Annotated in this window: 20 protein-coding genes; 7 read left to right on the plus strand and 13 right to left on the minus strand. The window is 65.6% G+C overall.

Annotated features, from left to right (window positions below):
• Positions 1–95: 95 nt before the first annotated feature.
• Entirely contained in the window at positions 96–1556 is a 1461-nt protein-coding gene (locus BG60_RS34475; RefSeq protein WP_008353830.1) for an NAD-dependent succinate-semialdehyde dehydrogenase, read from the minus strand.
• A 199-nt stretch (positions 1557–1755) separates the two neighbouring features.
• On the minus strand, positions 1756–3051 hold the full coding sequence (gabT, locus tag BG60_RS34480) for a 4-aminobutyrate--2-oxoglutarate transaminase (RefSeq protein WP_008353829.1): 1296 nt from the start codon (positions 3049–3051) through the stop codon (positions 1756–1758).
• 115 nt (positions 3052–3166) lie between these two features.
• Here gabT and pdxR point away from each other — a divergent pair, with 115 nt between their 5' ends.
• Together pdxR and BG60_RS34490 are read left to right on the plus strand one after the other, a co-directional pair.
• Positions 3167–4654 carry a MocR-like pyridoxine biosynthesis transcription factor PdxR gene (pdxR, locus tag BG60_RS34485; protein ID WP_008353827.1) on the plus strand — a complete coding sequence of 496 codons (1488 nt, stop codon included), beginning with the start codon at positions 3167–3169 and terminating at the stop codon, positions 4652–4654.
• A gap of 121 nt (positions 4655–4775) precedes the next feature.
• Entirely contained in the window at positions 4776–5969 is a 1194-nt protein-coding gene (locus tag BG60_RS34490; protein WP_033536952.1) for a M20 aminoacylase family protein, read from the plus strand.
• Positions 5970–5975: 6 nt separating this feature from the next.
• Here the strand turns inward: BG60_RS34490 and BG60_RS34495 are convergent, their stop codons facing one another.
• From BG60_RS34495 to BG60_RS34510, 5 genes are all read right to left on the minus strand, one after another.
• Positions 5976–7517, minus strand: coding sequence for a methyl-accepting chemotaxis protein (locus BG60_RS34495; protein WP_034474397.1), 1542 nt, complete (start codon positions 7515–7517; stop codon positions 5976–5978).
• A gap of 138 nt (positions 7518–7655) precedes the next feature.
• Positions 7656–7805: a hypothetical protein gene (locus BG60_RS39200; RefSeq protein WP_162483418.1), complete on the minus strand. Its 150-nt coding sequence runs from the start codon at positions 7803–7805 to the stop codon at positions 7656–7658.
• Positions 7806–7844: 39 nt separating this feature from the next.
• A complete protein-coding gene (locus BG60_RS34500) occupies positions 7845–8432 on the minus strand; it encodes a glycosyltransferase family 9 protein (RefSeq protein WP_008353823.1) in 588 nt (195 codons plus the stop codon).
• A 295-nt stretch (positions 8433–8727) separates the two neighbouring features.
• The gene (locus tag BG60_RS34505) at positions 8728–9234 is read right to left on the minus strand and encodes a hypothetical protein (protein ID WP_008353817.1); all 507 of its coding nucleotides are present in this window, start codon (positions 9232–9234) and stop codon (positions 8728–8730) included.
• Between the two features lie 139 nt (positions 9235–9373).
• Positions 9374–10870 (minus strand): UdgX family uracil-DNA binding protein, encoded by a 1497-nt coding sequence (locus BG60_RS34510; protein WP_008353815.1) that lies wholly within the window; start codon positions 10868–10870, stop codon positions 9374–9376.
• Between the two features lie 199 nt (positions 10871–11069).
• Here BG60_RS34510 and BG60_RS34515 point away from each other — a divergent pair, with 199 nt between their 5' ends.
• Positions 11070–11780, plus strand: coding sequence for a glycosyltransferase family 2 protein (locus tag BG60_RS34515; protein ID WP_008353814.1), 711 nt, complete (start codon positions 11070–11072; stop codon positions 11778–11780).
• Between the two features lie 7 nt (positions 11781–11787).
• Here BG60_RS34515 and BG60_RS34520 read toward each other — a convergent pair whose 3' ends face one another.
• The 6 genes from BG60_RS34520 to BG60_RS34545 all read right to left on the minus strand — a co-directional run bounded on the left by BG60_RS34520 (position 11788) and on the right by BG60_RS34545 (position 18555).
• Positions 11788–12375 (minus strand): nucleotidyltransferase family protein, encoded by a 588-nt coding sequence (locus BG60_RS34520; protein WP_008353813.1) that lies wholly within the window; start codon positions 12373–12375, stop codon positions 11788–11790.
• A 110-nt stretch (positions 12376–12485) separates the two neighbouring features.
• A complete protein-coding gene (locus BG60_RS34525) occupies positions 12486–14708 on the minus strand; it encodes a xanthine dehydrogenase family protein molybdopterin-binding subunit (RefSeq protein WP_008353812.1) in 2223 nt (740 codons plus the stop codon).
• Positions 14705–15694, minus strand: coding sequence for an FAD binding domain-containing protein (locus BG60_RS34530; RefSeq protein WP_008353811.1), 990 nt, complete (start codon positions 15692–15694; stop codon positions 14705–14707). The genes BG60_RS34525 and BG60_RS34530 overlap by 4 nt, the downstream gene beginning before the upstream one ends.
• 10 nt (positions 15695–15704) lie before the next feature.
• Positions 15705–16397: a (2Fe-2S)-binding protein gene (locus BG60_RS34535; RefSeq protein ID WP_008353810.1), complete on the minus strand. Its 693-nt coding sequence runs from the start codon at positions 16395–16397 to the stop codon at positions 15705–15707.
• Between the two features lie 309 nt (positions 16398–16706).
• On the minus strand, positions 16707–17222 hold the full coding sequence (locus BG60_RS34540; RefSeq protein ID WP_008353809.1) for an isochorismatase family protein: 516 nt from the start codon (positions 17220–17222) through the stop codon (positions 16707–16709).
• Positions 17223–17226: 4 nt separating this feature from the next.
• Positions 17227–18555, minus strand: coding sequence for a hypothetical protein (locus BG60_RS34545; RefSeq protein ID WP_008353808.1), 1329 nt, complete (start codon positions 18553–18555; stop codon positions 17227–17229).
• A 62-nt stretch (positions 18556–18617) separates the two neighbouring features.
• Between BG60_RS34545 and BG60_RS34550 the strand changes: the two genes are divergently transcribed.
• The 4 genes from BG60_RS34550 to BG60_RS34565 all read left to right on the plus strand — a co-directional run bounded on the left by BG60_RS34550 (position 18618) and on the right by BG60_RS34565 (position 23438).
• Positions 18618–19040: a GFA family protein gene (locus BG60_RS34550; RefSeq protein WP_008353807.1), complete on the plus strand. Its 423-nt coding sequence runs from the start codon at positions 18618–18620 to the stop codon at positions 19038–19040.
• Between the two features lie 7 nt (positions 19041–19047).
• Positions 19048–19959 (plus strand): DUF72 domain-containing protein, encoded by a 912-nt coding sequence (locus tag BG60_RS34555; protein WP_008353805.1) that lies wholly within the window; start codon positions 19048–19050, stop codon positions 19957–19959.
• A 151-nt stretch (positions 19960–20110) separates the two neighbouring features.
• A complete protein-coding gene (locus BG60_RS34560; RefSeq protein WP_008353804.1) occupies positions 20111–21697 on the plus strand; it encodes a S53 family peptidase in 1587 nt (528 codons plus the stop codon).
• Positions 21698–21740: 43 nt separating this feature from the next.
• Positions 21741–23438: a S10 family peptidase gene (locus BG60_RS34565; RefSeq protein WP_033536950.1), complete on the plus strand. Its 1698-nt coding sequence runs from the start codon at positions 21741–21743 to the stop codon at positions 23436–23438.
• Positions 23439–23750 lie beyond the last annotated feature (312 nt).

Raw genomic sequence — 23750 nt, forward strand, 5'->3', positions numbered from 1 at the left:
AACAGCCCTTAGCGGCCTAGCCCAAAACTGTCCAACTTTGCGGGGTCAGTTCAGAAAGCGCCGAGGCTTTTTCTTTTCGCGTCAACGAAACGCGATCACACCGCCATGCAGAGATACTTGATGACGACGTAATCGTCGATGCCGTAATGCGAGCCTTCGCGCCCGAGGCCCGACTGCTTCACGCCGCCGAACGGCGCGACTTCGTTCGAGATGAGGCCGGTGTTGATGCCCACCATGCCGTATTCCAGCGCTTCGGCGACGCGCCAGATGCGGCCGATGTCGCGGCTATAGAAGTACGCGGCGAGGCCGAACTCGGTGTCGTTGGCGAGCTGCACGACTTCGTCGTCGGACGAGAATTTGAAGATCGGCGCGAGCGGGCCGAAAGTTTCTTCCTTCGCCACTTTCATGTCCGGCGTGACGCCGGTCAGTACGGTCGGCTCGAAGAACCCGTGACCGAGCGTGTGCCGCTTGCCGCCCGAAGCGAGCGCGGCGCCTTTCGCGAGCGCGTCCGCGATATGCGATTCGACCTTTTGCACGGCCGCTTCGTTGATGAGCGGCCCGAGCGCGACGCCGCTTTCCGTGCCGCTTCCGACCTTGAGCTTGCTCGCGGCTGCCGCGAGCTTTTGCGCGAAGGCATCGTAGACGCGCTCGTGGACGTAGAAGCGGTTCGTGCACACGCAGGTTTGTCCGCTATTCCGATATTTCGATGCAATCGCGCCTTCCACGGCGGCGTCGAGATCGGCGTCGTCGAATACGATGAACGGTGCGTTGCCGCCGAGTTCCAGCGTCACCTTTTTGACGGTCGGCGCGCTTTGCGCCATCAGCAGACGGCCGACCGCCGTCGAGCCGGTGAACGACAGCTTGCGCACGATCGGATTGCCCGTCATTTCGCCGCCGATCGCTTTCGGATCGCCGGTCAGGATGCTGAGCACGCCTTTCGGCAGGCCCGCGCGTTCTGCGAGCACCGCGAGCGCGAATGCGGAGAAGGGCGTTGCTTCGGCGGGCTTCACGACGATCGGGCAGCCGGCTGCGAGCGCCGGTCCGACCTTGCGCGTGATCATCGCGGCGGGGAAGTTCCACGGCGTGATTGCGGCGCAGACGCCGATCGGTTCCTTGGTCACGACGATGCGCTTGTCGGCGGCGGGCGTGGCGAGCGTATCGCCGGCGACGCGCTTGCCTTCCTCCGCGAACCATTCGATGAACGACGCCGCGTAGGTGATTTCGCCCTTGGCTTCGGCGAGCGGCTTGCCTTGCTCGGTCGTGAGGATGAGGGCGAGATCGTCGGCGTTTGCCATCATCAGGTCGAACCAGCGGCGCAAGATGGCTGCGCGTTCCTTGGCGGTTTTTTTGCGCCAGGCGGGCCAGGCGGTGTTGGCGGCATCGATCGCGCGGCGCGTTTCGGTTGCGCCCATGTTGGGGACTTTGCCGAGGGATTCTCCCGTTGCCGGGTTCACCACTTCAAACGTTTCGCCGTTGTCGGCTTGTTGCCATTCGCCGTCGATGTACGCTGCGTGACGCAAGAGCGTCGGGTCTTTCAGGTGTTCTTTCAGGCTCATTTGCTAGTCCTTTCGGGTCGGCTCGGGGTTGTCGCTGGATCCCGTTCTCGTGTCGGCTCCGGTGTTTCGCCGGATCCCGTTTTCTTAGTGGTCTATTAGCACTGCCCCGCACAGGGGCAACGCTAATAGACCGACGCGAATACGGGATCCGGCGACCAACGCAAAACAAAAAACCAAAAACCAAAAACCAAAAACCAAATCAAACCGCAACGCCAACAGTCTCCGTCAACACATCTTCAAGAATACCGAGCGCCTCATCAAAAACCGCATCCTGAATGGTGAGCGGAAACAGGAACCGAACCACGTTCGAATAAACGCCACAAACCAACAGCAGCAACCCGCGCTCCAGCGCCCGCGTCTGCACGAGCTTTGCAAAAGCAGCATCCGCATCATGCGAACCGGGCTTGCAGAACTCGACCGCGATCATCCCCCCCGGCCCGCGCACATCGGCGATCTGCGGCACATCGCCCTTCAGCGCTTCGAGTTTCGCCTTCAGCTTGTCGCCGAGCACAACCGCGCGCTCGCAGAGCTCTTCATCGTCGATGATGTCGAGCACCGCATGCGCCGCCGCCACCGCCAGCGGATTGCCCGCATACGTGCCGCCGAGCCCGCCCGGCGCCGCCGCATCCATGATCTCCGCGCGCCCGACGACGCCCGACAGCGGCATCCCGCCCGCCAGCGACTTCGCGATCGTCATCAGATCCGGCACGACGCCGTGATGCTCCATCGCGAACAGCTTGCCGGTGCGCGCAAAGCCCGTCTGCACTTCATCGGCGATCAGCAGAATGCCGTGGTCATCGCAAATCTTGCGCAGGCCGCGCACGAATTCCGTCGGCGCCGGAACGAAACCGCCTTCGCCCTGCACCGGCTCGAAGATGATCGCGGCAACACGCGTCGCTTCGATATCCGCCTTGAAAAGATGCTCGATCGCGCGCAGCGAATCCTCGACCGACACGCCATGCAGCGAATTCGGGAACGGCGCATGGAACACGTCCGACGGGAACGGCCCGAAGCCGATCTTGTACGGCGCGACTTTGCCCGTGAGCGCCATGCCCATCAGCGTGCGGCCGTGAAAGCCGCCCGTGAACGCGATCACGCCCGGCCTGCCCGTCGCGGCGCGCGCGATCTTCACCGCGTTCTCGACAGCCTCCGCGCCCGTCGTGAAAAACGCCGTCTTCTTCGCGTGCGAGCCCGGCGCGCGGGCGCTGATCTTCTCGGCGAGCGACACATACGACTCGTACGGCACGATCTGATACGCCGTGTGCGTGAAGCAGTCGAGCTGCGCGCGAATCGCCTCGACGATCTTCGGATGGCGATGCCCCGTATTGCACACCGCGATGCCCGCCGCGAAGTCGATGAAGCGGCGGCCCTCGACATCCCACAGTTCCGCGTTCTCGGCGCGCGCCGCGTAGAAATCGCACATCACGCCGACACCGCGCGGCGTCGCAGCGTTCTTGCGGGCGTGCAGATCGGCGTTCTTGAGGTTGGTGCTCACGGAAATCTCCTGGATCGTTGGTGGCCGCATCGGCCGACTGAATATAGAGACGACTATAGTAAGATTTGGCCCTCAAGTTCAGAGCCATTTCAATAAATCTATAGGAGCCAATTCGATGTCGACGCGCGCAAGCGTGCTGTCCGACTGGCTGGCGCAGCGCATCGATCGCACGAACGGCCAGCCGATCTACCGGCAATTGCATCGGCTGCTACAGCAGGCCATCCTCACGCGCGAGCTCGCGGCGGGCGCGAAAGTGCCGTCGTCGCGCTTGCTTGCCGCCGAGCTCGGCGTGGCGCGCAACACGGTGACGCAGGTCTACGAGCAACTCGCGCTCGAGGGCTACGTGTCGTCGGCGACGGGGCGCGGCACCTTTGTCGCGGACAGCACGCCCGACGACATCGTGTTCGACGACGCGCCGCCCGCGGCGATCGCGCCATCCGATGCACAATCGACGCTCTCCACGCGCGGCGCGCGGCTGATTTCGGGCGCGGGCGTGTCGAAGCGTCAGGGCGGCGCGTTCATGCCGGGCGTGCCGGACGTATCGCGGTTTCCGTCGCGCGTGTGGAACCGGCTGCACGCGAAATACTGGCGCAAGCCGCTGCCCGATCTGCTCACCTACGCGCCGGGCGGCGGCCACGCGGGACTGCGCCACGCGCTCGCGCACTATCTGCGCACGTCGCGCTCGGTGCGTTGCACGCCGGAGCAGATCGTCGTGACGACGGGCATCCATCAATCCATCGATCTCGCCGCGCGCCTGCTCGCCGATCCGGGCGACACGATCTGGACGGAGGATCCGTGCTACTGGGGCGTGCGCAGCGTTCTGCAGGTTTCGGGGCTCGATCTGAAGGCGATTCCCGTCGACGCGGAAGGCATCGCGCCGACATCCGCCGATCTCGCGTCGCCGCCGAAGCTGATGCTCGTCACGCCGTCGCATCAGTATCCGCTCGGCATGGTGATGAGCCTCGCGCGCCGCCGCATGTTGCTCGAATATGCGCGCCAGCACCGCTGCTGGATCATCGAGGACGATTACGACAGCGAATTCCGCTACGGCAGCCGGCCGCTCGCGTCGCTGCAGGGCATGGACACGGCGGGGCAGGTGATTTACGTCGGCAGTTTCGGCAAGACGCTGTTTCCGGGGCTGCGCATCGGTTATGTGGTCGTGCCGGAAGCGCTCGCGGAGAGCTTCGCGATGGCGAGCGCCGAGCTGTATCGCGAAGGGCAGTTGCTGCAGCAGGCCGTGCTCGCGGAATTCATCGAGCAGGGGCATTTCACGTCGCATATCCGGCGGATGCGCGCGCTCTACGGCCAGCGCCGCGACGCGATGCTCGCGACCATCGCCGCGCGCTACGGCGACACGCTTTCGATCGCCGGGGGCGATGCCGGGCTGCATCTCGTGCTGAAACTGCCGCGCCACGTCGATGATCGCGCGCTCGCCGCCGCCGCGCTCGCGCAGAACATCGTCGTGCGGCCGCTGTCGGGGTATTACGCGCATCGGCCGGACGCGGAATCCGGCTTGCTGATCGGATATGCATGCGTGCCGGACGACGACATCGCGCCGGCTTTCGCCACGCTCGCCGACGTGATCGACCGGTTTCTGCGCTAAAAGCGGTCGAAATTTCACGATTCGCTTACGGTCAGCGAAAAAAACGCGCGCGGAACTGGCAAGCGCGGCGCATGTGGAGGATCATGTGCGCCGTTTTCCGATCAACCGCAAGGGCTTCTCCATGACGATCTCGTCCGACCACCACTTCACCGTCATCGCCGATCTCTCCGACGACGCGCCTTCGCTGCGCGAAATTCGCCACGATATCCATCGTCATCCGGAGTTGTCGTATGAGGAGACGCGCACTGCGGCGCTCGTCGCGGAGCGGCTCGAAGAGTGGGGCTGGACGGTGACGCGCGGCGTCGGCGGGACGGGCGTCGTCGGCACGTTGAAGGTGGGCGACGGCACGAAGAGCATCGGACTGCGCGCGGACATGGACGCGCTGCCGATCATCGAGCAGAGCGGCAAGCCCTGGGCGAGCGAGACGCACGGCAAGATGCACGCGTGCGGCCACGACGGCCACACGACGATGCTTCTCGGCGCGGCGCGCCATCTCGCGCGCACGCGCAATTTCAACGGCACGGTGCATCTGTATTTTCAGCCGGCGGAAGAGCACGGCGTGCCGAGCGGCGCGCAGAAGATGATCGAGGAAGGTCTTTTCGAGCGCTTTCATTGCGACGCCGTGTTCGGCGTGCACAACCATCCCGGCGCGCAGCCCGGCACGTTCCTGTTCCGCAAGGGGCCGTTCATGGCGGCGGGCGATCAGGTGTCGATCGTGGTCGAAGGCGTCGGCGGGCACGCGGCGCGGCCGCATCTGTCGGTCGATCCGGTCGTCGTGACGGCGAGCATCGTCATGGCGCTGCAGACGATCGTCGCGCGCAACGTCGATCCGGCGCAGCCGGCCGTCGTCACTGTCGGCTCGATGCACGCCGGAACGGTCAACAACGTCATCCCGAATCGCGCGACGCTCGAACTGTCCGTGCGCTCCTTCGACCCGCAAGTGCGCGAACTGCTCAGGCGCCGCATCAAGGAACTGGTGGAATCGCAGGCGGCGAGCTACGGCGCGAGCGCGACGGTGAAGTATCTGGAAGGCTATCCGGTCGTCGTGAATTCGGACGCGGAAACGGAGTTCGCCATGGAGGTCGCGCGCGAACTGGTCGGCGCAGAGAACGTCGTCGCGCACGCCGATCTGCTGATGGGCAGCGAGGACTTCGCGTTCATGCTGCAGCAGCGGCCGGGCTCGTTCCTGCGCCTCGGCAACGGTGCGGGCGAGGACGGCTGCATGGTCCACAACCCGCACTACGATTTCAACGACAAGAATCTGCCGGTCGGCGCGGCTTACTGGGCGCGCCTCGTCGAACGATTCCTGGCGTGACCGAAATCACGCCGGCAGCCTGAAACTTCCGATCGCCTCGCGCAGCACATCGACCTGATCCTTCAGCGAATGCGCGGCGGCGGCGGCTTCCTCGACGAGCGCGGCGTTCTGCTGCGTCACCTGATCCATCTCGACGACCGCGCGGTTCACCTGCTCGATGCCCGCGCTCTGCTCGCGCGACGCGTGGCTGATCTCGTCGAGAATCTCGTTCACGCGGCGCACCGATTGCACGATTTCCGTCATCGTCGCGCCCGCGTTCGTCACGAGCGACGCGCCTTGCTCGACCGTCTGCGTCGACGTTTCGATGAGCGCCTTGATTTCCTTCGCCGCCGTCGCCGAGCGCTGCGCGAGACTGCGCACTTCCGCCGCCACGACCGCGAAGCCGCGTCCCTGTTCGCCCGCGCGCGCCGCTTCGACCGCCGCATTCAGCGCGAGGATGTTCGTCTGGAACGCGATGCCGTCGATCACGCCGATGATGTCGCCGATCTGCTGCGAGCTCGCGGTGATGCGCGTCATCGTGTCGATGACGTCGTCGACCACGCCGCTGCCGCGCGTCGCCACGTCCGCCGCCTGCTCCGCGAGACGCGCCGCCTGCGCGGCGCTCTCCGCGTTGTTCTTCACGTTCGCGGTCATCTGGTCCATGCTCGACGCGGTCTGCACGAGCGCCGCGGCCTGTTCCTCGGTGCGCTGCGACAGATCGGTGTTGCCCGCCGCGATCTCCGACGCGCCCACGTTGATGTTGTCCGTGCCGCTGCGCACGCGCGACACGGTATCGACGAGACCGCTCTGCATCACGCTGAGCGCGTGCAACAGACTTGTCGTGTCGTTCGGACGGACGTCGACGCTGCTCGTCAGATCGCCACGCGCGATGCGATGCGCCGCGTCGACCGCCAGTTCGAGCTCGCCGCCGAGATTGCGTTTGATGCTCCGCAGAACGATGAGCATCGCGGCCGTCGCGAAGCCGCCGAGCACGGCCGTGATCGCGAGCCAGCGCAGCGCGCTTGCCCAGAACGCGCTCTGCACGTCGTCCATGTACATGCCGGTGACGATGTACCAGTCCCACTGCCCGAAGCGCTGCGAGTAGGAGAGCTTGCCGACTGGCTTGTCGCTGCCGGGCTTCGGCCACAGATAGCTGATGAAGCCGCCGCCGGGCTGATCGCCCGCCTTGACGATATCGACGAACAGGCGAGTGCCCGCCGGATCGGCATAACTCGACAGATCCTGCCCGTTCATCGCGGACTTGATCGGGTGCATCACCATCCTCGGATGCGAGTCGTTGATCGAGAGATAGCCGTCCGTGCCGTAGCGGATCGCGCCGACCACTTCCAGCGCGCGCTTTTTCGCTTCGTCTTCGGTGAGCGTCTTGTTCGCGGCGAGCGCCGCGTAGTGCGCGGTGATCGAGTGCGCCTCGTTGACGAGCGTCTTCAACTGCTCCTTGCGGTCGTCGATCATCGACGTCCGGTTTTGCCATGCCCCGATGATCCCGATCGCGATCAAGCCGATCCACAGCACGGCGATCAACGAGCCGAGCTTCTTGTTCAACGTCATTCTGTTCATGTTGCGCCCGTCGCCTGTTTGCGTTGTATTCGCGTTGTCGTTTGCGACGGCGCACGCCGCCGCATGCCCGCTTTACGGCAGGCATGGGCGGCGAATGTAGGGCGGGAATTCCCGTAGGGAAGCGTCGGATCAGAGACGCCGGATCGGATCCTTGTCGGGCGGCGCGTCGGGATGCTGCGGCTCCTCCGGCCGATGACCGGGCGAAGGCGGCGTGAGCGGATCGGCTTCCGGATCGCGGTTCGGGTCCGCTACGGGATCCGGAACGGGATTGGTTTGCATGTCGAATTTCATGATGTCCCCCGAAAGGTGGCTCTTCGTCTATGCCGATTCGTGCGCCGCCGGCATGTGCAGCGTGAACGGCTCGCCCGGATGCGCGCCGCCGGTGTGCGAGAGCGCGTCGCGGGCGTGTGCGGCGATCGCGTCGCTGCCGGTGTCGCGCGGATGTTCGTCGAGCACGATATGCGGCGTGCCGAGCGCGCGGGCGGCGGCGACGGGCGAGGACGCTTCGGCGTCGTCGGACAGGAGCAGCCGCGCATTGGCGATCAGGCGCGGCAGCGTCGCCGGCGCGACGGCGCCCGCGAGAAAGAGCGCGGCCGTCTGCATCGCGCCGAGCACGCCGGCGGTGCGCTCGGGATCGGGCGAATCGCCGACGATCGCGATCTGCCAGCCATCGGCGGCGAGCTGGTCGGCGACATCGGCATATCGTTCGGCGGGCCAGGCGGGCGCGGCGTGATGGCTGCCCGGATGGATCAGCACCAGGCGCTCGCGCTCGATGCCGTGGAACGCGGCGAGCGTGTCGTAATCGTCGCTCCCGTCACGCGCGGCGGCGGGCGGGGCGCTCGGCGCGTCGGGGACGAGCGTTGTCGTGAGGTCGTCGCTCAACGTGGAAAGGGGATTGGCTCGCATCTTGGCTCCTGCAAGTGGCGTGGCCTCGCTCGATTCGGCGCAACTCGCGGGGCCGCGCGCTTGGCAAGCACCCGCCATGCCCGGCGCGTTTGCGGCAGGTTCCGCCTGAAAATGCCCGCGTTGGACACAGATTGCGTTCCGAAGCGTGACAGTTTGAGCGTCGATTGCGGCATCTGTCACGTATTGAAGGAGGCGCGGCGGCGCTCGTCAAGGCGCGAAGTTTTCAGCGTCGATGTAAAAAAGCCGCCACCTCGCGATGGCGAGGCGGCGGCTTGGATGCGGCGTCGAGCGGCGCTCAGGTTTCCGTGTTGCCGTCGGCGGCGGGCAGCGTCTTCGGCGTGAACGCTTCGGCGCGGCGGCGGATGCCGTCGACTTCGCCAGTCACGAACGTGCGCTTGTCCGCGGCGAGCGCTTCCTGATACGACACGCCTTCCGGCACGCGATGCAGCAGCGCGCGCAATTCGCCTTGCGTCGTCTGCTCGACGGGCTCGTAGTCGTAAAGACCGAGCTCCAGTTCGGCGCGCTCGTGCAGGATGAACAGGCACGACGCGAACACCGCGACGCCGAGCACTTCCTGCACGCCGAAGCGGAATGCGTGCGGCACAGGCGAGAACGGCAGCCACGCGATGAGCGCGACGCCCGCGAGCGCCACCGCGATGGTCACGTTGAGCAGCAATTGCAGACGCGCGACGATGCGCTCGCGTTCGGTCTTCAGTTGCCCGGCCGATTTCGGCACGAGCGCGCGTGTGTGCAAGCCCTGCGATTGTTGACGGCGGAGTTCTTCGAGCGGGAGAGCGGCCATTTGGGTGTGATGTGGACCATCGGTGAGCGCCAGTCGGCGCGACACCGGTATAACGCGCGGCTTACAGGAACGTTGACGACGCTTTCGTCTTGTTGCGTCCTGTTTCGTCCTGTTTCGTCCTGTTGCATCTGCGGCTCGTTCAGCGCGTCGGGTCCTTCACCGGCGTGCGGATGGTCGCGGTGCCGTCGGCGATCTGCTGCGCGAAAACGAGCGCCTCGACGATCGTCCCGAAGACTTCCGCGCGCACTTTGTCGTCGGCGAGGCGCATCAGATACGACGGGTGATACGTCGGCACGATGATGTGCCCCTTATGCTCGATGGTCTTGCCGAGATACTCGGACAACGCCGTGCGATGCCCCGTGAGCGCCTTGAGCGCCGTCGCCCCGAGCGCGACGACGACTTTCGGCCCGATGCGCTTCAGTTCTTCGTCGAGCCAGTAGCGGCAGGCTTCGCGTTCGCGCTGCGCGGGCGCGAGATGCGCGCGCTCCTCGCCTTGCGCTTCCCATTTGAAATGCTTCACCGCGTTGGTCAGATAGAGCGATTCGCGCGCGATCTGCGCCTCGGCGAGCGCTTCGTCGAGCAGCTTGCCCGCCTGACCGACGAACGGCTTGCCCTCGCGGTCTTCCTGATCGCCCGGCTGCTCGCCGACCAGCATCACGCGGGCGTCGCCGGGACCGACGCCCGGCACCGCCTGCGTCGCGTTGCGCCACAGCGCGCAGCGCCTGCATGCATCGAGCGACGGCGGCTCGATCAGCATCGTGCCCTTGATCGGCTCCAGATCCGTGTTGATGGCGACTTCCATGTCGGGCGGCACATTACGCGGATGACGGTCGCGCCGCGAATAGGGATCGGCGCGGGAGATCAGCGCGGGATCGGTGCGCGCGTTCTCCGGGCTTTTCCAGTAGCGCACCGGCATATGCGACGCCATTTCGGCGGCGTTTTCCTGCGCCGGCGCGAACGTGCTCTCGTAATACGCGAGCCAGAGCGCCTCGATGGCGTCGCCGCTGATGGCTTCGCCGCTCATCGCGGTGTCGCCGAAATCCATCGGCTTTTCTTCCGGCTCGCTCGTGCGGTCCACGCGCAGGAGCGCGCCGTCCCAGAACGCGGCGCCGTGCGGCGTGGCGATCATCCACGTGGCGCTGCCCATGCGCGTGGCGAAGTGCATCGCGGCGTGCTCCAGCACATCGTGCACCGGCTCGAACCAACTGATGAACTCGGGCGGCCCGAGCGACGAATCGCGATGCCGGAAACGCAGCACTCTGCGCATTTCGCTTTCTTCGGCCTCGACCGATTCGATCATGCGCCGCAGCCGATGCCCGTCCGGATCTTCCGGCGAGGCGATCGCGCGGTCGCCCTGCGTCCAGCGCCACAGCGCCTTGTAGAGAAACCGCCAGCGGTCGGGCGCGCGAAAGCACGCCGCCGTTTCGAGCATGGCGAGGAATTCGCGCGCGATCTTGACCGGCTTCTTCGCATTCGGATCCGACGGGCCGCGCGACGCAACGATGGAGCCGAACACCGTTGCCGATGCATCGGTTTCGAGCCATTCCACGTCTTCCGGGCGCGCGTCTTCCATGAGGAGATTGCGCGCCTCGGTACGCCAGGCAGCGAACGACGGATCGATGGTGACGCTTTTCATCGGCGAGCGGAATCATAAAAGCACTGTATATCCATACAGTAATTCTAGCGATTCCCGCCGCTTTTCAGCAACTATTTAGAGACGATCGCGCCCTTATACGGCGGAGCGGCCCGCCATTCACGGGAACGGCCATTGCTGAAATTCATCCATCGCGCCGTCTCGATTGCCAACGGAAAAAAACTCACACACGGAGCCGCCAATGCTTGCCATCGTCATTCCTGCTCACAACGAAGCCGCGCATATCGGCGCGTGCGTCGCGGCTGCACGTCGCGCGGCAGATCATCATCAACTGCTTGGCGAGGCGGCGCGCGTGATCGTCGTCGCCGACAGTTGCAGCGATGACACCGCCGCCATCGCGCGGGCGCTGGGCGCGGAAGTGACGTGCATCGAGGCGTGCAATGTCGGCGTCGCGCGCGCGCATGGCGCACAGCGGGCGCTGGCGCTGGGCGCGCGCTGGCTCGCATTCACCGATGCCGATACGACCGTCGCCGCAGACTGGCTCGTGCGCCAGCTCGACTGCTGCGCGGACGCGGTGTGCGGCGTGATCGGCGTGCACGACTGGTCGCCGCATATCGGCGCGGTGCGCGAGCACTTCGGGCGCACTTATACCGATGCGGACGGGCATCGGCATATTCACGGCGCGAACATGGGCGTGTCGGCGAGCGCGTACGTGAAGGCGGGCGGATTTGCGCCGCTGGAGACGAGCGAGGACGTGGCGCTCGTCGAAGCGCTGATCGCGACCGGCGCACGGATCGAGTGGAGTGCGTCGCCGCGCGTGGTGACGAGCGCGCGGACGGATTTCCGGGCGAAGAAGGGATTCGGCGCGACGCTGCTCGACGTCAGCCGGCGCTATCTGCCGATCGGCGCCGACGCCGAAGATTCCGCGGAAACGGCGGCGATCGCGGCTTAGGTCGCGCTCAAGTCTGCCCGAGGTCGCTCGGCAAATCCACGTCGCGCAGCACGTTCGCATCGTCCACTTCGACGATGAACGGCTTGTGCGTCGTGAAGATGGCGCGTGCGCCCGCGTCGCCGTCGAGCGTGGCGAGCATCTCGCGATGCGCGATGCCGAAGCCCACCGGATGCCCGCGCTTGCCACGATGGAACGGCGCGACGAGCGCTTCGCCGCCGTCGAGCGCACGCGCGACCGCTTCATACGACGACGCTTCGATCCACGGCATGTCGCCGAGCGCGACGAGCCAGCCATCGGCTTCGGACGTCGCGCGCACGGCCGCGGCGAGCGTCGCGCCCATGCCGCGCTCGGCGTCGACGCTGAAGATGACGTTGCAGCCTGCTTCGTTGAGCACGTCGGCGAGCTTTTCGGCGCCGGGACGCACGACCGCGATCACTTCGGCGCACACGGCGAGCAGCCTGCGCGCCGACTGGAACACGATGGGCGTTCCGTCGGGCAGGGTGGCGAGCAGCTTGTTGTGGAGTCCGGACGGGTCGAAACGGGTGCCGAGACCCGCCGCCAGCAGAATGCCGGTCGCGTTCGACGAATAGGTCATCGCGGGTGCTCGTGTGGGGATGAATCGCGATTGTGCGGCGCATCGAACGGCGTCGCAAGCATAAAAAAACACACGGCGGCCGGGCGGACCGCCGTGTGCGTCGTTTCACTTCACGCCATCGTCGGCGGCAGGATTTTGTCGAGCGTAATCGGCAGATCGCGCACACGCACCCCCGTCGCGTGATACACCGCGTTGCCGAGCGCGCCTGCCACGCCCGTAATGCCGATCTCGCCGATGCCCCGCGCGCCGTGCGGATTGATATGCGGGTCCGGCTCGCCGACGAACGCGATATCCAGCATGCCGATATCCGCGTTCACCGGGACGTGATATTCCGCGAGATTCGCGTTCGTATAGCGCCCGTAGCGCGAATCCATCTCGCTCTTTTCCAGCAGCGCCGAGCCGACGCCCCACACGATGCCGCCCATCAACTGGCTATGCGCGGTCTTTTCGTTGAAGAGCGTGCCGACGTCGTACACGCCGACGATGCGCGGCACGCGGATGATCCCGAGGTCCGCATCGACATGCACTTCCGCGAACACCGCGCCGAACGAGTGAAACGAATACTGCTTTTTCTCGTCGCCGGGCCGGGTCGTGGCGATCGCCTCGATCGGCTTGCCGCCGTTGCGCGCGATGATCGCCGCCGCGGGATCGCGCTTGTCAGGATTCGACAGGCTCACGACCCAGCCGTTGGACACGGTCACGTCCTCGCGCGCGAGACCGGCGACGGGCGATCCGCGATCCGCGAGCGCCATCGCGATGAGTTGATCGCGCGCCTCCATCGACGCCGCCCGCACCGCCGGCGACACGCTCGCCGCCGATTGCGAGCCGCCCGAGACCGGCGCCTTCGGCAAGGACGAATCGCCGAGCGCGAAGCGCACGTAATCGAGCGGAAAGCCGAGCGCGTCGGCGGCGACCTGCGTCATGATCGTGTACGTGCCGGTGCCGAGATCCTGCGTGCCGGACGCGACCATCGCGGTGCCGTCGGGCAGGATGCGCGCCACCGCCGACGCCTCGCTGCGATTCGCCGGATACGTCGCCGTCGCCACGCCCCAGCCGATGAGCGTATTGCCTTCGCGCATCGACTTCGGCGCGTGGTTGCGCTTGGACCAGCCGAAGGTATCCGCGCCGCGCCGATAGCATTCGAGCAGCGCCTTCTCCGACCACGGCTTCTTCTCCTGCGGCTCCATGTTCGCGTGATTCTTGATGCGAAACGCGAGCGGATCCATGTTCAGTCGATACGCCATTTCGTCCATCGCCGATTCGAGCGCGAACGAGCCGCTCGTCTCGCCGGGCGCGCGCATGAAGGTCGGCGTGCCGATGTCGAGCTTGACCAGCTTGTGCGACGTCGACTGGTTCGGCACCGCGTACAGCATGCGCGTGACGATCGCGGAGCTTTCGGTCCAGTCCTCGAACGTCGATGTCGTCGAAACGACGTCGTGACGCATGCCGGTCATGATGCCGTCATCGCGCGCGCTCACCTGAAAGCGCTGCTCGGTGAATGGCCGGTTGCCGACCATGCCGAACATCTGCGGCCGTTCGAGCACGAGCTTGACGGGGCGGCCGGTCTGCTTCGACGCCATCGCCGCCAGCACGACGTGCGACCACACCGACCCCTTGCAGCCGAAGCCGCCGCCGACGAACGGGCAGATCACGCGCACGTTCTCATCGGAGATGCCGAAGAACTTCGCGACCGCGCTTTTCGCGCCGGACACGCCTTGCGTCGCGTCGTAGAGCGTGAGATTCGGGCCGTCCCAGCGCGCGACGGTCGCGTGCGGCTCCATCGGATTGTGATGTTCGTACGGCGTCGTGTAGACGGCGTCGAGGCGCGTCGGGCCTTGTTTCAAACCGGCGTCGACGTCGCCGCGTTTCGTCGTGATCGCGCGGCCCATCATCTTTTCCGGCTGATACGCCGAGGCCTTCGCGCGCGTGAAATCCGCGTTGGGCATCGCGGCTTCGTAGCGCACGTCGACGTAACGCGCCGCGCCTTGCGCGTGCTCCAGCGAGTCCGCGACGACGACCGCGACCGGCTCGTTGCTGTAGCGCACCTCGTTGGTCTGCAAGAGCGTCAGCTTGCGCACGGCGGGCGGCTGCGCGTCGGGGACGCCGTTGTTCGGCAGGCGCATCGCGTTCCGATACGTCATCACAAGAAGCACGCCGGGCATCGATTGCGCGCGGCTCGTGTCGATCGACGCGATACGGCCGTGCGCGACCGTGCTCGTGACGATGACCGCATGCGCGAGCTTGGCGTCGGTGTTGTCGGCGGAATAGCGCGCCTGGCCGGTGACTTTCAGCACGCCGTCGGTGCGATCGAGCGGTTTTCCGATGACAGTCATGCGACACCTCCGGCCTGTTGAACCGCGCGCACGATCGCGCGCTGCGCGAGCACGATCTTGAACGCGTTGTCGCGCTGCGGCTGGGCGCCCTGTACGGCGAGCGCGGCGGCGTTCTGCAGCGTGGCTTTATCGAGCGATTGGCCGACGAGCGCGCGTTCGGTCGCGTTCGCGCGCCACGGCTTGTGCGCGACGCCGCCGAGCGCGATGCGCGCGCTCTTCACCGTGTTGCCGTCCATCTGCAACGCGGCCGCGACCGACACCAGCGCGAACGCATAACTCGCGCGATCGCGCACTTTCAGATACTTCGAGTGCGCGGCGAAGAGCGGCGGCGGCAGATCGACCGACGTGATGAGCTCGCCTGCGTGCAAGGTCGTGTCGAGCTCGGGCCTGTCGCCCGGCAGCCGATGAAACTCCGCGAACGGAATCGTCCGCTCGCCGTTCGGGCCCGCGACGCGCACGACGGCATCGAGCGCCGCGAGCGCGACGCTCATGTCGGACGGATTCGTCGCGATGCACTGACGGCTCGCGCCGAGAATCGCGTGCATGCGATTGTTGCCGTCGATGGCCGCGCAGCCGCTGCCCGGCGAGCGCTTGTTGCATTGAGGAAAGCCGGTGTCGTAGAAGTACGCGCAACGCGTGCGCTGCATCAGATTGCCGCCGACGGTCGCCATGTTGCGCAGTTGCGCCGATGCGCCCGCGAGCAGCGCCTGCGACAGAAGCGGATAGCGTTCGCGCACCCACGCATGATTGGCGGCGTCGCTGTTGCGCACGAGCGCGCCCAGCCGCAGACCGCCATCGGGCAGGGCGGTGATGCCATTCAGGCCGTCGATGTGCGTGATGTCGACGAGCCTCATCGGCCGCATGACGCCGCCTTTCATCAGGTCGAGCAGATTCGTGCCGCCGCCGATGAACATCGTGCCCGGCTGGCTCGCGGCCGCGAGCGCCGCGCCAATATCCGGCGCGCGCTGATAGGAGATCGCGTCCATGTGCGTCTCCTTATGCGTTGCCCGACGCGACGGCTTTTACCGCCGCGACGATGTTCGGATACGCGCCGCATCGACAGATGTTGCCGCTCATGCGCTCGCGAATTTCGTCGTCGGAGAGTTGCGCGGGGCGAAAGCGCACGTCGGCCGTGACCGCGCTCGCGTCGCCGTTGCGATATTCGGCGATGAGCGCCGTCGCCGAGCACAATTGCCCCGGCGTGCAGTAGCCGCACTGAAAGGCGTCCTTCTCGATGAACGCGCGCTGGATCGGCGCGAGCGTGTCGCCGTCGGGCGCGAGGCCTTCGACGGTCGTGACGGATTCGCCGTCGTGCATCACCGCGAGCGTCAGGCACGAGTTGATGCGCCGGCCCGACACGATCACCGTACACGCGCCGCACTGGCCGCGGTCGCAGCCTTTCTTCGTGCCGGTGAGGTTGGCATATTCGCGCAGCGCGTCGAGGAGCGTCGTGCGCGCCTCGACCTGCAGTTCATACGGATGGCCGTTGATGGTGAGCTTCACGGGCAACATCGGCGTGGCGGCGGGCGGCGGCGCCAAGGCCGGCGTCGCGGCCGGTTGCTGCGCGCGCGCGTGCGGCGCGGCGGTCACTGCTGCGGCCGCGGCGGCGGATTGCAGGAAACGACGGCGCGACGGCTTTCGCGCCGCGTCGCTGGCGTCGTCGTGAGGATGGGTATCGGCTGGGGACATGGCGATCGGTTGCTCCTCGCTCGTTCGGAAGGGCGTCGACGGGCTCAAGTCTTCACGGGGATTCGCTCGCAGCCGATTGCGACGGATCGGGCGGAGCGCCGATGCTCGAGTCCTCGGGGCGGCGCAAGAGGCGCGGTTCGCGATCGTTCGGCAACTGTAAGGGAACCGAACGTTCGTCGAGCCGCAATCGCAGACTACAGCAAGTGGGGTGCCATGCGCTCGGGACGGACGCTGGCTGGCTTATGAGCGGGCCGTGCGGGTAAATGCTGCATGCGCGCGTAAAACTAACGGTCTGGTTCGAAACCCACGTCACTTGATCAGCGCAAGCACGTCCCGAAAGCGCGGATGCCGGCAACTGCCCATCCATCCGAAGATCGTCGTTTCGACCGTCGTGAGCCGCGCGCCGTCCTGCCGCGCCCGCTCGATCGCGACGGCGCGATCCGCGGCTCGCCGCGACGCGACCGCGTCCGCCACGAATTCCACGCGATAGCCGAGCCGCAACACTCCGAGCACCGTCAGCAGCACGCACACATGCGCCTCCGCGCCGGCGACCCACAGCGTCGCGGGCGCGGGCGGCAGCGCATCGACGAACGCGGGTTCGAGCGTCGCATCGAATGTGTGCTTTTCGACGACTTTCGCAGACCGGAGATCGACGGGCAGGCTTTCGACCGTGCCGCCGAGCCCGCGCGGATTCTGCTCCGTAAAAAGCACCGGCACGTCGAGCAGGTTCGCCGCGCGCAAGAGCGTGCCGGCGCGCTCCGTCAGACGTTGCGCGCCATCCAGATGCGGCAGGAGCCGCGCCTGCATGTCGACGATGACGAGCATCGCGTCAGGCCTCGCTCTCCATGATCCGGTCGATGAGCCGCGCGTTCTCGCCCGCGGAGCCGATGCCCGCATGCTTGGCCATCGGCACGAAGAAGTGCGTGGCGATCGGCAGCTTCGAGCGTTCGAGCCAGTTGGTCAGATGCGCGGCGAGGCGCTTCGCCGGCGTCTTCAGTTCCTCGCGCAGCACGCCGGGCAGCTTCTCGAAGTGCCGCATGTCGGTCTGATACGGCTCGGGCGCGACGCACAGCGCGTTCGGCCGGCCATCGACATCGACGGGAAGGCGTTCCAGCGCCTGATGCAGCAGCGCGACGCCGAGGCCCTCGCCGCGCCACGGCTTTCTCACTTCCCACAGGCTGATGTAAATCACGCGATGCGCGTTGTAGACCTCGCACAGCTTCTCCGGACCGAGCGCTTCCGTCGATGCGAGCGCGAGCGAGAGCATTTCGCCCGAGTAAGTGTCGAGCGTGTAGACGAGATCGGCGCTGCTCGTGAGCGGCGGCACCTTGACGAGTTTCAGCCGCACCGCCGCCGCGACGATATCGCTGCCCGCCTCGTGGAAGACGGCGAACGCGGTGCCGAGCCGCTCGTCGTCGACCTGCGGGTATTCGTGACGATAGGTCATCGTGAAGAGAAACGGCCCGATCTTCTCGCGATACGCGAGCGGCCTGTCGACGTCGTAATCGTCGACGCCGTCGAGACCGTACGGATCGTAATCGCGCTTTTCTCGCCGCTCGCCGTTTTGCGCGGCGGCGAGCGCCGCGAGCGGACGGCGCGATTCCGGCACGAGATCCTCCGGCAAACCTTCCCAGCTCAGACGCAAAAACTCCCGTCCGCCGCGATAGTGCGTCTCGAAGAGCGAAAGAACCGGCTCGCCCGCGACCGGATCGAGAATGCGCTGGGCGCACTCGTAGGCGCGGTCGAGCAGCTGATCGGCTTCGGCGGGATCGGGCGCGAGATGCGGCTCGCTGCCTTGCGGCTCGGCGGGCAAGCCTTTTGCAACGCGTTCCTTGTGCGCGAGTTCGAGCCATTCGTCGGCCGCGCGTTCGGCGATGAAACCCGCCGCGATGCGATAGCCCGTCAGCACGATCGACTGGCCGGTGCGGCCGAGCGGGAACACGTACTCGTCGTTCATGACGTCGTCGACGGTGACGCCGCGGAACGTTTCGCGCGGCGCGTTCGCATTCGCGACCGCGTCGAAGCGATCATGCGACAGCACGTGGGCGACGAGGTCGGATGCGGCCGGACCGAACTCCGATCCGGCGCCGGGAAGCAGCTTCAGCAGGGACAAGGTACTCGCGGTATACGTGGTGCCGGTCGTGCTTGGTGTGCTCATGAGTGCCATCTCCGATCGTGAAGGGTTATCGTAACAAACCATCGTATTTACGGGAGAGATCGATGAGCGTTGAAAAGGACGAAACGCGGGCGGCTACGGTTCATGAAGGCGGATGCGCGTGCGGCGCGTTCCGCTTTCGCGCGACGGGCAAGCCCATTCGCGTCTGCATCTGCCACTGCACGACGTGCCGGCAAGTGCATGGCTCCGCCTTCGGAGCTTATGCGATTTACGCGCGCGGCAACGTGATGATGAGCGGCAGCCTTTCGACGTGGAAGAGTTCCGACGATGGCCGGCGGCACTTCTGCCCGGCGTGCGGCTCGGTCGCGTACATGGAATTCACGACGCGCGACGAAGTCGATCTGCCCATCGGCGCATTCGACGAAACCGGCGTCTTCGAGCCGACTTACGAGCTCTGGTGCAAGCATCGCGAGCCGTGGCTGCCGCAGGGCGCGCGGGCGGAATACGACGAAGGCCGTCCGCACTAGGCGCGCGATGACAGGGCGCATCCGCATCGGCATTTCGGGCTGGCGCTATGCCGGCTGGCGCGGCGTGTTCTATCCGAAAAAGCTCGCGCAGGCCCGCGAGCTCGATTTCGCGTCGCGCGCGGTCCAGACGGTCGAGATCAACGGATCGCATTATTCGCTGCAAAGCGTGACGAGCTATCGCGCGTGGCGCGACGCGACGCCCGATGGCTTCGTCTTCAGCGTGAAGGGGCCGCGCTATCTGACGCACATGCTGCGTTTTCGCGACGAAACGGCGATTCCGGCGATCTCGAACTTCTTCGCGTCCGGCGTGCTCGCGCTCGGCGACAAGCTCGGTCCGTTCCTCTGGCAGTTTCCGCCGAACTTTTCCTTCCGTCCCGAAGCCTTCGAACGCTTTCTCGAATTGCTGCCGAAGGATACGGTCGCCGCCGCGCGGCTCGCCCAGGGCCACGACACGCGCGTGAAAGACCCGTGGTTCGAGCCCGGAAGAAAGCGCGCGCTGCGGCACGCGATCGAGATCCGTCATCCGAGTTTCTGCACCGATGAATTCGTGCGGCTGCTGCGCAAATACGGCGCGGCGCTGGTCGTGTCGGATTCGGTGGCCGGCTGGCCCTATGCCGAAGATCTCACGTCCGACTTCACTTATTTGCGGCTTCACGGCAGCGAAACGCTTTATGGCGGCAGCTATAAGGACGAGGCGCTCGACGAATGGGCACGCCGCATCGAATGCTGGGCGTCGGGCGGACAGATCGCCGACGCGCGGCTGATTTCATCGGCGAAAGCACGGCCGCGCGCGGGCCGCGACGTCTTCTGCTACTTCGACAACGATCAGAAAGTGCGCGCCCCGTTCGACGCGCGACGCCTGATGGAGCGCCTCGGCATCGCGCTCCCCGCCGAGCCGCACATCGAGACGAAACGTTGAAGACCGGGACAGCTTTTGTCTCGCTGGAACTGCATGCTCTCGTCAACGGTCCGAGCAATTGCATTCGCGCCCGGAAAATAAGACGATAAGCGCGGGCAGCGGCAGGATCGAGAAACTTTGATTTTCATGGCCAACGAGGAGCATCGATACCATGACGAAGCAACCGGTCAGCGGCAGCGACAAGATTCATCCCGAAGGCGCGCAATGCATCGGCGACTGCGATCCGTCCGAACAGATCGAAGTCATCGTGATGCTGCGGCGCAAGGACGAGGCGGGCTTCAAGCAGATGATGGCGCGCATCGATTCCGGCGAAGCGCCCGCGCAAGCCGTATCGCGCGAGGAATTCGACAAACGTTTCACCGCCTCGGACGACGACATCGCCAAAGTGAAGGCGTTCGCGCAGCAGTACGGCCTGACGGTCGTGCGGGCGGAAACCGAAACGCGCAGCGTCGTGCTGAAAGGGACCATCGAACAATTCCAGAAGGCTTTCGACGTCAAGCTCGAACGCTTTCAACATCACAACATCGGCGAATATCGCGGACGCTCGGGGCCGGTGAAGGTGCCCGACGAAGTGCACGACGCCGTCACCGCCGTTCTCGGCCTCGACAGCAAGCCGCAGGCGCGTCCGCACTTTCGTTTCCGTCCGCCGTTCAAGCCGGCGCGCGGCGCGGCGAGCGCGTCGTTCACGCCGGTCGATCTCGCGCGTCTCTACGATTTCCCCGATGGCGACGGCGCGGGCCAATGCATCGCCATCATCGAACTGGGCGGCGGCTATCGCGATGCCGATCTTTCCGCGTACTTCTCGAAGCTCGGCGTGAAGTCGCCGCAAGTCGTGTCGGTCGGCGTCGATGGCGGCAAGAACGCGCCCACGGGCAATCCGAACGGCCCGGACGGCGAGGTGACGCTCGATATCGAGGTCGCGGGCGCGGTGGCGCCGGGCGCGCGCATCGCCGTGTACTTCGCGCCGAACAGCGACGCCGGTTTCGTCGATGCCGTCAATCGCGCGCTGCACGATTCCACCAACAAGCCTTCGGTCATATCCATCAGTTGGGGCGGGCCGGAGGCGAACTGGTCGTCGCAATCGATCGGCGCGTTCAACGACGTGCTGCAAAGCGCGGCCGCGCTCGGCGTGACGGTGTGCGCGGCATCGGGCGACAGCGGCTCGTCCGATGGCACGGGCGACGGCGCGGATCACGTCGACTTTCCGGCGTCGAGCCCGTATGTGCTCGGCTGCGGCGGCACGAGCCTGAAGGCGTCGGCGACGGGCATCGCGAAGGAAGTCGTCTGGAACGACGGCGATCAGGGCGGCTCGGGCGGCGGCGGCGTGTCGGGCGTGTTCGCGCTGCCGGCATGGCAGAAGGGTTTGTCGGTGATGCGTAACGGCAAGCAGACGGTGCTCGCGAAGCGCGGCGTGCCGGACGTTGCGGGCGACGCATCGCCGCTGACCGGCTATGAGGTGCTGATCGACGGCGAGGATACGGTCGTCGGCGGCACGAGCGCGGTCGCGCCGTTGTGGGCTGCGCTGATCGCGCGCATCAACGCGATCAACGGTTCGCCATCGGGCTTCGTCAATCCGAAGCTCTACACGGCGAAGACGGCGTTTCGCGACATCACGGAAGGCAACAACGGAAGTTTTTCCGCGGCGGCCGGCTGGGACGCGTGCACCGGCATGGGCAGTCCCGACGGCGCGAAGATCGCGGCCGCGTTGAAACCCGCGAAGTCTTTGAGCAAGGCGTAAGACAGTGAACAACAACCACGACGACGATTCTGGAGCGATCACGATGAACTCCGATCCACTGGCAGCGAGCGACAAACCTGCGAACGCGGAAGAACCGGCCTTGACCGCCGCCGCGAAGAAAGCGCCGAAGAAGACCACGACGGCGAAGAAGGATCAGCCGTATTTCGATCCGGTCGCGTACGGCAACGGTCCCGACGACGCCGTCGCGGCGACCGAGGCCGACGAGAACGCGGCGATCACGCATCACAGCGTGACGATCGGCGGCGCGAAGATCGCTTATACGGCGACGGTCGGCCATCTCGTCACGGTCGATCCGAGCAGTTCGAAGCCGAGCGCGAAGATGTTCTACGTCGCGTTCACGAAAGACGGCGCGAAGGAAGAGGCGCGTCCGCTGACCTTCTTCTATAACGGCGGGCCGGGGTCGTCGTCGGTGTTCGTGTTGCTCGGCTCGTTCGCGCCGCGCCGCATCAAGACGGCGATGCCGGGCTTCACGCCGCCCGCGCCGTATCAGATGGAAGACAACCCGGACAGCCTGCTCGACCGCAGCGATCTCATCTTCATCAATCCGGTCGGCACGGGCTATTCGGCGGCGATCGCGCCGAACAAGAATCGCGATTTCTGGGGCGTCGATCAGGATGCGGGGTCGATCGCGCAGTTCATCAAGCGTTATCTGACGAAGAACAATCGCTGGAATTCGCCGAAGTTTCTGTTCGGCGAGTCGTACGGCACGGCGCGCAGTTGCGTGCTCGCGTACAAGCTGCATGAGGACGGCATCGATTTGAACGGCGTCACGCTGCAATCGTCGATTCTCGATTACGCGCAGGCGGGCAATCCTGTCGGCGCGTTGCCGACCGCCGCCGCCGACGCGTGGTATCACAAGAAACTCGGCGTGCATCCGACGCCGACCAACTTGCTGACGTTCGTGGAGGAAGTCGCGGAGTTCTCGCGCACGGATTATCTGAACGCGCTGCGCAAATTTCCGCAGACGGACGATGAAGTGGTCGAGAAGCTCTCCGAATACACGGGCATCGACCGCGCGACGTTGCTGGCGTGGAGTCTCGATATCGCGGCTTACGACAGCCGGGGGAATTCGCTTTTTCTCACGACGCTCTTGAAGTCGAAGGGCGAATCGCTCGGCTCCTACGATGGTCGCGTGACGGCGATATCGACGGGCATCGCGGGCAAGATCGATCCGAATTCGGGCGGCAACGATCCGACGATGACCGCGGTGAGCGGCGTCTACACGACGATGTGGAACAGCTATCTGAACGAGCAGTTGAAGTTCACGTCGACGTCGTCGTTCACGGACCTGAACGATCAGGCGTTCCTCAACTGGGACTTCAAGCATACGGACCCGACGGGCGAACAGAAGGGCCTGGATTCGAAGGGCAACATCATTCTCTACACGGCGGGCGATCTCGCCGCGGTGATGGCGCTGAACGTCGATCTGAAGGTGCTGGCCGCCAATGGGATGTACGACTTCGTGACGCCGTTCTATCAGACGATCATCGACTTGCAGCAGATGCCGCTGATCGACAAGACGGTGCGGCAGAATCTTTCGGCGACGTTTTATCCTTCCGGACACATGGTCTATCTCGATGGCGGATCGAGGACGCAGCTCAAGGCGGATCTCGCGAAGATGTACGACGAAGCGACCACGAATCATGCGGCTATGAGCCGGATCATTACGTTGCAGAAGACTACGGCGGATAAGTTGGGGGCGTTGTCGCCGGTGGGGTGATGGTTTGCTTTTACCGCGAGGCGGTGGGGTTCGGGGGTTTTTTGTTTTGTTGTCGCCGGATCCCGTATTCGTGTCGGCTCCGGTTTTTCGCCGGATCCCGTATTCGTGTCGGCTCCGGTTTTTCGCCGGATCCCGTTTTCTTAGTGGTCTATTAGCACTGCCCCTGTGCGGGGCGGCACTTACTTTCTTTGCTGCTGCAAAGAAAGTAAGCAAAGAAAGCAGCTTCCGATACGCCCGCGGTCACACGCAATTTGGGTAGTCCTCTCGTCCATCGTGGGCTGCCTAAAGAGTGCCCTCATAGGCCCCATCGGG

The organism is Caballeronia zhejiangensis (assembly GCF_000698575.1).
In the GTDB taxonomy this organism is placed as follows: domain Bacteria; phylum Pseudomonadota; class Gammaproteobacteria; order Burkholderiales; family Burkholderiaceae; genus Caballeronia; species Caballeronia zhejiangensis.

Excerpts from the sequence above, each read along its gene's own strand:
- BG60_RS34555 (WP_008353805.1), top strand. The coding sequence starts at position 19,048 with ATGACAGGGCGCATCCGCATCGGCATTTCGGGCTGGCGCTATGCCGGC.
- BG60_RS34515 (WP_008353814.1), top strand. The coding sequence starts at position 11,070 with ATGCTTGCCATCGTCATTCCTGCTCACAACGAAGCCGCGCATATCGGC.
- pdxR (WP_008353827.1), top strand. The coding sequence starts at position 3,167 with ATGTCGACGCGCGCAAGCGTGCTGTCCGACTGGCTGGCGCAGCGCATC.
- BG60_RS34475 (WP_008353830.1), bottom strand. The coding sequence starts at position 1,556 with ATGAGCCTGAAAGAACACCTGAAAGACCCGACGCTCTTGCGTCACGCA.
- BG60_RS34495 (WP_034474397.1), bottom strand. The coding sequence starts at position 7,517 with ATGACGTTGAACAAGAAGCTCGGCTCGTTGATCGCCGTGCTGTGGATC.
- BG60_RS34510 (WP_008353815.1), bottom strand. The coding sequence starts at position 10,870 with ATGAAAAGCGTCACCATCGATCCGTCGTTCGCTGCCTGGCGTACCGAG.
- BG60_RS39200 (WP_162483418.1), bottom strand. The coding sequence starts at position 7,805 with ATGCAAACCAATCCCGTTCCGGATCCCGTAGCGGACCCGAACCGCGAT.
- BG60_RS34520 (WP_008353813.1), bottom strand. The coding sequence starts at position 12,375 with ATGACCTATTCGTCGAACGCGACCGGCATTCTGCTGGCGGCGGGTCTC.
- BG60_RS34525 (WP_008353812.1), bottom strand. The coding sequence starts at position 14,708 with ATGACTGTCATCGGAAAACCGCTCGATCGCACCGACGGCGTGCTGAAA.
- BG60_RS34490 (WP_033536952.1), top strand. The coding sequence starts at position 4,776 with ATGACGATCTCGTCCGACCACCACTTCACCGTCATCGCCGATCTCTCC.
- BG60_RS34540 (WP_008353809.1), bottom strand. The coding sequence starts at position 17,222 with ATGCTCGTCATCGTCGACATGCAGGCGCGGCTCCTGCCGCATCTGGAT.
- BG60_RS34560 (WP_008353804.1), top strand. The coding sequence starts at position 20,111 with ATGACGAAGCAACCGGTCAGCGGCAGCGACAAGATTCATCCCGAAGGC.
- BG60_RS34530 (WP_008353811.1), bottom strand. The coding sequence starts at position 15,694 with ATGGACGCGATCTCCTATCAGCGCGCGCCGGATATTGGCGCGGCGCTC.
- BG60_RS34550 (WP_008353807.1), top strand. The coding sequence starts at position 18,618 with ATGAGCGTTGAAAAGGACGAAACGCGGGCGGCTACGGTTCATGAAGGC.
- BG60_RS34535 (WP_008353810.1), bottom strand. The coding sequence starts at position 16,397 with ATGTCCCCAGCCGATACCCATCCTCACGACGACGCCAGCGACGCGGCG.
- BG60_RS34545 (WP_008353808.1), bottom strand. The coding sequence starts at position 18,555 with ATGAGCACACCAAGCACGACCGGCACCACGTATACCGCGAGTACCTTG.
- BG60_RS34505 (WP_008353817.1), bottom strand. The coding sequence starts at position 9,234 with ATGGCCGCTCTCCCGCTCGAAGAACTCCGCCGTCAACAATCGCAGGGC.
- BG60_RS34565 (WP_033536950.1), top strand. The coding sequence starts at position 21,741 with ATGAACTCCGATCCACTGGCAGCGAGCGACAAACCTGCGAACGCGGAA.
- BG60_RS34500 (WP_008353823.1), bottom strand. The coding sequence starts at position 8,432 with ATGCGAGCCAATCCCCTTTCCACGTTGAGCGACGACCTCACGACAACG.